Raw genomic sequence first — 8743 nt, 5'->3', positions numbered from 1 at the left:
CAGCAGCGTGCGTTTGCCGATATCTCCGACGGCATCAGCGCGCTGATGCGCATCATCGAGAACCCCGACGGCATCGCCAGCGGCAAGATCTTCAATATCGGCAACCCGGCCAATATCCATTCGGTGCGCGAGCTGGCCGAGATGATGCTGAAGATGGCGGGCGACTATCCCGAGTACGCCGAGGAGGCGCGCAAGACGCAGATCATCGAAACCTCGTCGGGCGACTTCTACGGCAAGGGCTACCAGGACGTGCAGCACCGCGTGCCGAAGATCGACAACACCATCGAAGAGCTTGGCTGGAAGCCCGAGCTCAGCATGGAGCAGTCGCTGCGCCGCATCTTCGAGGCGTATCGCGGGCACGTATCCGACGCGCGCACGCTGGTGAACCAGTCGTAGGCACAGGCAAGCGGCAAGGGCCCCGAGCGCGCCCTAAGCGTCCGCGCGGTCGAACCCGGCCTTGCGCGCCAGCACGATGGCCTGCGCGCGGTTCTCCACTTCCGGCTTGGTGAAGCTGCTGGTGATGTGGCTGCGCACTCGCACAGGTCCGGGCGGGCGCAGCAGCACCGCGCCGGTGGGCGCGATGCGCTGGCGCAGCTTGCGTCGCAGCCATGGCGGCAGCGCACGTCGCGGCAAGCCGCGTGAAACAAAAAGCCCCGGGACACGCCTTGCGGCGCCCTCCCGGGGCTTGCAGCGGCAGGCTCCAGGCCCGCCCGCGTCAGATCTCGACCTTCGTACCCAGCTCCACCACCCGGTTGGCCGGGATCTGGAAGAAGTCTGACGGCTTGGCGCCGTTCTGATGCATCCAGGCGAACAAGCTCTCGCGCCACATCGGCATGCCCGGCAGCTTGGACGGGATCACCGATTCGCGCGCGATGAAGAACGAGGTCTCCATCAGCTCGAAATGCATGCCGAGCTTGCGGTCGGCCAGATCCAGCACCTTCTGCACGTCCGGCGTTTCCTTGAAGCCGTATTCCGACTTCAGGATAAAGACGCCGCCGCCCAGGTCCTTGCAGCTGAGGCGGTGATCGTCGTCGACATACGGCACGTCGCGCGTGACAAAGTGCATGAACACCACGCGCTCGTGCAGCACGCGGTTGTGCTTGAGGTTGTGCAGCAGCGACACCGGCACCGACTCGGTATTACCGGTCAGGAACACCGCGGTGCCCTCGACGCGGTGCGGCGGGTGCGCCAGCAGGCCGGCGATGAACGGCTCCAGCGGGATGCCGTCTTCCAGGCTGCGCGCGCGCAGCAGCTTGCGGCCGCTGTACCACGTCATCAGCATGAAGAAGGCCATGCTGCCCAGCAGCAGCGGGAACCAGCCGCCTTCGGCAATCTTGAGCAGGTTGGCGGCAAAGAACGACAGGTCGACCAGCAGGAAGGCCGCGCCGACCAGCACTACCAGCGCCGTGTTCCACTTCCACACATTGCGCATGCACACCGCCGCAAGGATGCTGGTGATAACCATGGTCGTGGTCACGGCGATGCCGTAGGCCGCCGCCAGGTTCTCGGACTTCTTGAACGAGATCACCACGCCGATCACCAGCACCAGCAGCAGCCAGTTGACCACCGGCAGGTAGATCTGGCCGATCTCCGCGGCCGAGGTGTAGCGCACGCGCATGCGCGGCACGAAGCCCAGCTGGATCGCCTGGCTGGTCAGCGAGAAGGCGCCGGAGATAACCGCCTGCGAGGCGATCACCGTGGCGCAGGTGGCCAGCAGCACCATCGGGATCAGCAGCGGCTCCGGCACCATCAGGTAGAACGGGTTCTCGGCGCCGGCCGGGTTGTGCAGCAACATCGCGCCCTGCCCGAAGTAGTTCAGCATCAGGCACGGCATCACCAGGATGAACCAGCCCATGCGGATCGGGCGCGCGCCGAAATGGCCCATGTCGACGTACAGCGCCTCGGCCCCGGTCAGCACCAGGAACACCGAGCCCAGCACGATAAAGGCCTGCAGCGCATGCTCGACCAGGAAGGTGATGCCATACAGCGGATTGACCGCCTTCAGGATTTCCGGCGCCTGGACCAGGTTGAACACGCCCAGCGCGCCCAGCGTCAGGAACCAGGCCGTCATGATCGGCCCGAACAGCTTGCCCACCGTGTGGGTGCCATGCCTCTGGATAAGGAACAGCCCGGCCAGGATGGCCAGCGTGATCGGTATCACGAACTGCGACAACTGCGGCGCGGCGATCTCCAGTCCTTCCACGGCCGACAGCACCGAGATCGCCGGCGTGATGACCGCATCGCCATAGAACATGCAGGCGCCGAAGATGCCCAGCATCATCAGGATCTTGGCCTTGCCCGAGCGCTGCGCCACGGTGCGCAGCACCAGCGCCATCAGCGCCAGGACCCCGCCCTCGCCGTCGTTGTCGGCACGCATGATGAACACGACGTACTTGACCGAGACCACGATGATCATGGCCCAGAACAGCATCGAGATGACGCCGAGCACGGCGTCGGGGCTGAAGGCGATGCCGTGCTCCTTGCTGAAACACTCCTTGAGCGCGTACAGCGGGCTGGTGCCGATGTCGCCGAAGACGACGCCGACCGCGCCGAGCACCAGGGCGCGAGTGCTGGGACTCTCGACGAAATAATGGCTGGTTGTGGACTGGGTAGTCATGAGATTGGGTCTGCCCACCGGCTCGCCGGCGGTTTGGTTGGCTCTGGCAGTCGCCACCCGGCGCATGGGCACGGACTGCTGCGACCGTTTTACGGCGCTTTTAGCGTTCTATTGCATTGCACAAACCCGCGCAATTCTAGATGAACTGCCCGCCAACGACCACTCCGGATGATTCGGATGCCGTTTTCGTGACTCAGCAAGCATGGGAGGGAAGTGGCCTGTGGTCAAGGCCGGGTAAGCAAAACTGCATGTCCTTGCGCCTGCAAGGGTCGTTGCGGGCCGGCAACATTTATGCGCTATGCAGCACTCACGACGGCTTAAACGCCGAGGTAGCGGTCCAGCGCCTCGGGCTTGCCAGCCAGGTCGGCCGCTGGACCGGCTAGCACCACCCGGCCCTTTTCCAGCACCACGGCGCGGTCGGCGTGCGCCAGCACGAAGCGGAAGTTGCGGTCGACCACCACCGAAGCGATCCCGGTGGCGCGCACCGTGGCGATGACCTCCCAGATCTCGCGCACGATGCGCGGGGCCAGCCCTTCGGTGGCTTCATCCAGCACCAGGCAGTCGGGATTGGTCATCAGCGCGCGGCCGATCGACAGCATCTGCTGCTCGCCGCCAGACAACTGCTGGCCGCCGTGCGACAGGCGCTCCTTCAGGCGCGGGAACAGGTCGAGCACGCGCGCCTCATCCCAGTCGTTGCGGCCGTTGCAGCCCTTGCGGGCGGCCATCAGCAGGTTTTCACGCACCGACAGGCTGGGGAAGATGCCCCGCCCTTCCGGCACGTAGGCGACGCCAAGGCGCGCCACCTCGTACGGCTGCGCACGCGACATATCGCGGCCGGCCACGCGGATCTCCCCCTGGCGCTGGCGCACGTGTCCCAGCAGCGTGCGCAACAGCGTGCTCTTGCCCATGCCGTTGCGCCCCAGCAGGCCCACGGTCTCGCCCACGCCGACAGTGAAATCGATACCGCGCAGCACATGGCTGGAACCGTACCAGGCGTTGATGCCGGTAGCTTCGATCATCGGCGTGCCAATGGGCATGCTCATGGGCGTACTCATGCGGCCTCGCTTTCTTCCTCGCCCAGGTAGGCGAGCTGGACTTCGCGGTTGGCCCGGATCGCCTCGGGCGCGCCGGTGGCGATCACCGCCCCGTTGACCATCACGGTGATGCGGTCAGCGACCGAGAACACCGCGTCCATGTCATGTTCGACCAGCAGGATGGCATGGCCCTCGCGCAGGCCGCGCAGCAGCCCCAGCATGCGCGCCGATTCTTCCGCCCCCATGCCGGCGAGCGGCTCATCGAGCAGCAGCGCCACCGGTTGCGTGGCCAGGCACATCGCCACTTCGAGCTGGCGCTTCTGGCCGTGGGCCAGGTCGCTGGCGAGCCGGTCCGCCAGCGGCGCCAGGCCGGCGCGCTCCATGGCCTCGTCGGCCAGCGTGGCGCTGGTGCGGCAACCCTGCGCGCTTTCCCACAGGCGCCAGGCACGCTGCGCACGCGACTGCGCCGCCAGCCGGCAGTTCTCGCGCACGGTCAGCGGCAGGAAGATGTTGTTGCGCTGGTAGCTGCGCCCCACGCCGTGCCGCGCCAGCCGCGGCTGCGACCAGCCGGTAACCTCCTCGCCCTTCAGGAACAGGCGCCCGGACGTCGGCGGCAGCTCGCACGACAGCATGTTGATCAGCGTGGACTTGCCTGCGCCGTTGGTGCCGATCACGGCATGGATCTCGTGCAGCGCCAGCGACAGGTCCACGCCGGCCACGGCGGTGAGACCGCCAAAGCGGCGCGTGAGCTGCTGCGCCTGCAGTACCGGCGTATTCATGCGGCCTCCGTATTGCTGGTGTTGTTGCGGGCGTTGTTGCGCGCGTTGCCTTCAGCGGCCTCGCCAGCTTCGGTTCCGTGCCCTCCGTTATGGCGCCCGGTCTTGCCGCGGCGCCCGTGCCGCAGCACCGCGGGCAGGCTGACCAGCCCCCGCGGCAGCAGCGCGACGGCAACGATGATGAAGCCGCCCATCACCAGTTGCCAGTGCTTGGTCAGCGTACTGAACCATTCGGCCAGCAGCACGAACGAAAACGCCCCCAGCACCGCCCCGGCCAGGCTGCCGACACCGCCCAGGATCACCATCAGCATGGCGTTGCCCGACTGGTGCCACGACGCAATCTCCGGATTGACGAAGCCGAACTGGATGGCATAGAGGAAGCCGGCGAGCCCCGCCAGCACCCCGCCGGCGACAAATGCGCCAAGCTGGTAGCGATAGGTGCCGTAGCCGGCGGCGCGCATGCGCTGCTCGTTATGGCGGATACCCACCAGCGCATGGCCGAAGCGCGAGCGGAGCACCAGCGCCAGCAACGCGACCGTGGCCATCAGGCCCGTCCAGACCAGCCAGTAGAAGTGCGTGGGGTCGGTGACGGTCAGCAACTGCTCGCCCGGCAGCGGGAATTCCGGGCGGAAATAGATATAGGTGCCGTCGCTGCCGCCGGCGACCTTGGTGTCATGGAAGACGAAGTACACCATCTGCGCGAAGGCCAGCGTCACCATGATGAAATACACGCCGCGCGTGCGCAGCACCAGCGCGCCCACCACCAGCGCCAGCCCTGCCGAGGCGGCCAGGGCGCCGGCCAGCAGCAGCCAGCCGTTGCCCGGACCGGATTGCGGCGCGAGCATCGCGGTGGCGTAGGCCGCCATGGCGAAGTACGCGGCATGCCCCAGGCTCACCAGCCCGGTATAGCCGATCAGCAGCTGCAGCGACAGCGCGAAGATCGCCATGATCATCACCTTGCTGAGCAGCTCGATATAGAACTTGTGGCTGTCCGCGGTCAGCAACAGCGGCAGCACGGCCAGCACGGCGAAGGCCACCAGCCAGCCCAGCGCGGCAAGCAGTGCGGCATGGCCGCGGGAATGCCGGCGCGCCGGCAATGTCGTCGGATTCATGTCATCCCGCCTTGAACAACCCCTGCGGCTTCCACAGCAGGATCACCGCCATCAGCAGGTAGATCAGCACGCCGGCCGCCTCCTGCCAGAACACCTTGCCAAAGGTATCGACGAAGCCCAGCAGCAGCGACGCCACCAGCGCGCCCTTGACCGAGCCGATACCGCCGATCACCACCACCACGAAGCACACGATCAGCACCTGCCCGCCCATGCCCGGATACACCGACGACACCGGCGCCGAGATCATCCCCGCCAGGACTGCCAGCGCCACGCCCAGCGCGAACACGAAGCGGTACAGCACGGTGATGTTGATGCCGAGCGATTGCACCATCTCGCGGTTGGTCGCGCCGGCGCGGATCATCATGCCCAGCCGCGTACGCCGGATCACGTAGTACATGGCCCCGGCCACCGCGAGGCACACAGCCGAGATAAAGAGCCGGTACACCGGGTAGGTCATGTCGTTGCCGATCGGCAGCGCACCGTCGAGCAGCGCCGGCACCTGCACGCCGTGCACATCGTCGCCGACCAGGATGCTGCGCAGTTCTTCGAACACCAGGATCAACCCGTAGGTCATCAGCACCTGCTGCAGGTGGTCGCGCTCGTACAGGTAGCTGAAGAAGGCCCACTCGAGCACGTAGCCGAACACCACCGCCAGCACGATGCCGAGCGGGATGGCAATGAACAGGTTGCCGGTCAGCCCGGCGAGCGTAAAGGCAAGGTACGCGCCCAGCATGTAGAAGCTGCCGTGCGCCAGGTTGATCACGCCCATGATGCCGAAGATCAGCGTCAGGCCGCTGGCGACCAGGAACAGCAGCAGGCCGTACTGCACGCTGTTCAGGCACTGGATGAGGAAGGAGACGATGTCCATGCGGGCAATACATCAAGAAACCGGAAACGCCACGCATGCCGGTGGCAAGCTCCCCTCTCCCGCGCGCGGGAGAGGGGTTGGGGGAGAGGGCCGGCGCTGGCTGGATGCGAAGGCCTTCGCTTCGTGGAGACTCCTGCCCTCTCCCCCGGCCCCTCTCCCGCAGGCGGCAGAGGGGAGCAACACGCGGGAATGAAAAGTTCTACAGCCTGCACCCGCGCGCCGGATCAGCCAGCGCCTTCACCGCCACCGAGCTGACCTTGTTCTCGCGCCCGTCCACCTTGCGCAGGTAGAAATCCTGCACCGGGTTGTGCGCCTTCGACAGCGTAAAGGCACCGCGCGGGCTGTCGATCTTCGCAGCGCCCATGGCCTTGTACAGGTCGGCCTTGCGCGTCATGTCGCCCTTGACCGCACTGGCACCGGCCGCGAGCAGCTGTGCCGCGTCATAGCCCTGCACCGCGTAGACGTCGGGCTGCAGCTTGAAGGTCTTGGCGTAATCCAGCCGGAAGTTCTTGTCGCGCGCATTGGACAGTCCGTCGGCATAGTGCAGCGTGGTCTCCAGCCCCTGCGCGGCATTGCCCTGCGCTTCCAGCGTGCCGTCGGTCAGGAAGCCCGAGCCGTACAGCGGAATCTTGTCCTTCAGTCCTGCCCCGGCCCAGTCCTTGACGAACTTGACCGCGCCGCCGCCGGCAAAGAACACGAACACGGCATCCGGCTTGAGCGAAGCCACCTCGGTGATCAGCGCCTGGAATTCGACGTTGGGGAACGGCAGGCTCAGTTCCTTCACCACCTTGCCGCCCTTGGCCTCGAAGGCTTCCTTGAAGCCCTTGACCGACTGTTCGCCGGCCGCGTACTTCCACGTCAGCGTCACCACCTTCTTCAGCCCGCGCTCGGCCAGCACCTGGCCCATTGCATAGCCCGGCTGCCAGTTCGAGAACGACGTGCGGAAGATGTTCGGGCCGCACAGCGGACCGGTGGCTTCGTCGACGCCGGCGTTGGGGATGATCAGCAGCGTGTTGTTTTCCTTGGCGACCTTGACGATGCCCATCTGCACGCCCGAATGCACCGTGCCGACCACCACGTCGACCTGGTCGCGCTTGACCAGCTTGGTGGCGTTTTCCGGGGCCTTGGCGGGGTCGGATTCATCGTCGACCTTGAAGTACTCGATCTCGCGCCCGCCGAGCTTGCCGCCCTGCTGCTGCACATACATGCGGAAGCCGTTCTCGATGGCGGTGCCAAGCGCCGCGTAGGTGCCGGTGTACGGCAGCATGAAGCCGACCTTGATCTTGCCGCCTGGCGCGGGCTGGGCGGGCTGGGCCGAGGCGCTGGCCATGGCAAACACGGTGGCGACGGCAAGGCAGGCAGGCGCGAGCCTGCGCGGTGTGAAGCGGCGCATGAATGTCTCCTGGTGGTCAAGCCGGCGGCTCGCTGGACCGTTGCCGGTCCCCCTGCCTGCTGCCGTGGCCTGCGACGGCGCATGCTGCGCCGCGGACCCTGCGGAGCGGGCGGGAAGCCCAATTATTTTAGGTATGAAGTATGTGTGTTTATATGCCGAACCGCGGCCTGCGTCAACGCCTCGGGCTGGTCGCGGTGTGGCGAGTGCCCGCATCGCGCGAGTTTAAGCAAGGTGGTTTGTGGGGCATATCGATGGATACCCTCGATCTGCGCCATGGTGCCGTACTCGTCGTCTTCGCCCTGCACCGCCAGCACCGGGCCCTTCAGCCCGGACAGCAGCGGACGCAAGTCCCACTGGCGGAAGGCCGGGTCGAGCCAGATATCGTTCCAGCCCCAGAAAGCGGAATCGACGTCGTCGTGATGGCGCCCCAGCCGCAGGCGCAGGTCGGTGTCGAGATAGACCTGACGCGTGGCGGCAATGCTGCTGACCGACAGGTCTTCCACCAGGATATGCGGCGCCAGCACGGTGATGCCTTCCAGCGCCTGCGGGAAGCTGGCGGCATAGATCAGCGCGATGGATCCGCCATCGCTGTGGCCCAGCAGCCAGGGCACGCCATGCGTGCGGCCGGGGCCGATATCGAGCGCGTCGAACAATGCCGGCAACGCCTCGCGCGCCTGGCGGTGCATGAAGTCGGGGCGCCATTTCTCGGCATGCGGGCGCGGCGTGGAACGGCCGTACCCGTAGCGTGAGAACACCAGCCCGCGATAGTCGCCGGCCTCGCAGAAATGGCGCGGGAAATCTCGCCACATGCTGACCGAGCCCAGGCCTTCGTGCAAGAAGACCACCAGCGGACGCTGCGTGCGCTCGGGGCGCAGCCACTGGTACTCGATCTGGATAGGGCGTTCGTCGAAGTGGATTTCCACCAGGCTCGTCGTCATCGGCA

The 8743-nt window shown here is 66.3% G+C and carries 8 protein-coding genes and 1 pseudogene; 1 reads left to right on the top strand and 8 read right to left on the bottom strand.

What is annotated here, in order from left to right:
* Positions 1 to 396, top strand: a pseudogene (locus ACIP1U_RS30520) (bifunctional UDP-4-keto-pentose/UDP-xylose synthase); the annotation flags it as partial.
* Between the two features lie 33 nt (positions 397 to 429).
* On the opposite strand, the gene ACIP1U_RS30515 reads toward ACIP1U_RS30520, so the two are convergent.
* The 8 genes from ACIP1U_RS30515 to ACIP1U_RS30480 form a co-directional block, all read right to left on the bottom strand.
* Complete coding sequence (locus ACIP1U_RS30515) at positions 430 to 633, bottom strand: hypothetical protein (protein ID WP_400323015.1); 204 nt, start codon at positions 631 to 633, stop codon at positions 430 to 432.
* A gap of 82 nt (positions 634 to 715) precedes the next feature.
* Positions 716 to 2617: a potassium transporter Kup gene (locus ACIP1U_RS30510; RefSeq protein ID WP_400323002.1), complete on the bottom strand. Its 1902-nt coding sequence runs from the start codon at positions 2615 to 2617 to the stop codon at positions 716 to 718.
* A gap of 317 nt (positions 2618 to 2934) precedes the next feature.
* On the bottom strand, positions 2935 to 3660 hold the full coding sequence (locus ACIP1U_RS30505) for an ABC transporter ATP-binding protein (protein WP_400323000.1): 726 nt from the start codon (positions 3658 to 3660) through the stop codon (positions 2935 to 2937).
* Positions 3661 to 3668: 8 nt separating this feature from the next.
* Entirely contained in the window at positions 3669 to 4430 is a 762-nt protein-coding gene (locus tag ACIP1U_RS30500; protein ID WP_400322997.1) for an ABC transporter ATP-binding protein, read from the bottom strand.
* The gene (locus tag ACIP1U_RS30495; RefSeq protein WP_400322995.1) at positions 4427 to 5539 is read right to left on the bottom strand and encodes a branched-chain amino acid ABC transporter permease; all 1113 of its coding nucleotides are present in this window, start codon (positions 5537 to 5539) and stop codon (positions 4427 to 4429) included. Before ACIP1U_RS30495 ends, ACIP1U_RS30500 begins: the two co-directional genes overlap by 4 nt.
* A gap of 1 nt (position 5540) precedes the next feature.
* Positions 5541 to 6407 carry a branched-chain amino acid ABC transporter permease gene (locus ACIP1U_RS30490; protein WP_209757303.1) on the bottom strand — a complete coding sequence of 289 codons (867 nt, stop codon included), beginning with the start codon at positions 6405 to 6407 and terminating at the stop codon, positions 5541 to 5543.
* 199 nt (positions 6408 to 6606) lie between these two features.
* Positions 6607 to 7800 (bottom strand): ABC transporter substrate-binding protein, encoded by a 1194-nt coding sequence (locus tag ACIP1U_RS30485; protein WP_400322992.1) that lies wholly within the window; start codon positions 7798 to 7800, stop codon positions 6607 to 6609.
* Positions 7801 to 7922: 122 nt separating this feature from the next.
* Complete coding sequence (locus ACIP1U_RS30480) at positions 7923 to 8738, bottom strand: alpha/beta fold hydrolase (protein ID WP_400323012.1); 816 nt, start codon at positions 8736 to 8738, stop codon at positions 7923 to 7925.
* Between the last annotated feature and the right edge of the window lie 5 nt (positions 8739 to 8743).

This window comes from Cupriavidus sp. NPDC089707, assembly GCF_044748965.1.
GTDB lineage: Bacteria > Pseudomonadota > Gammaproteobacteria > Burkholderiales > Burkholderiaceae > Cupriavidus.
The sequence above is the reverse complement of the archived record's forward strand: the minus strand, read 5'-3'. Positions and strand labels throughout refer to the sequence as shown.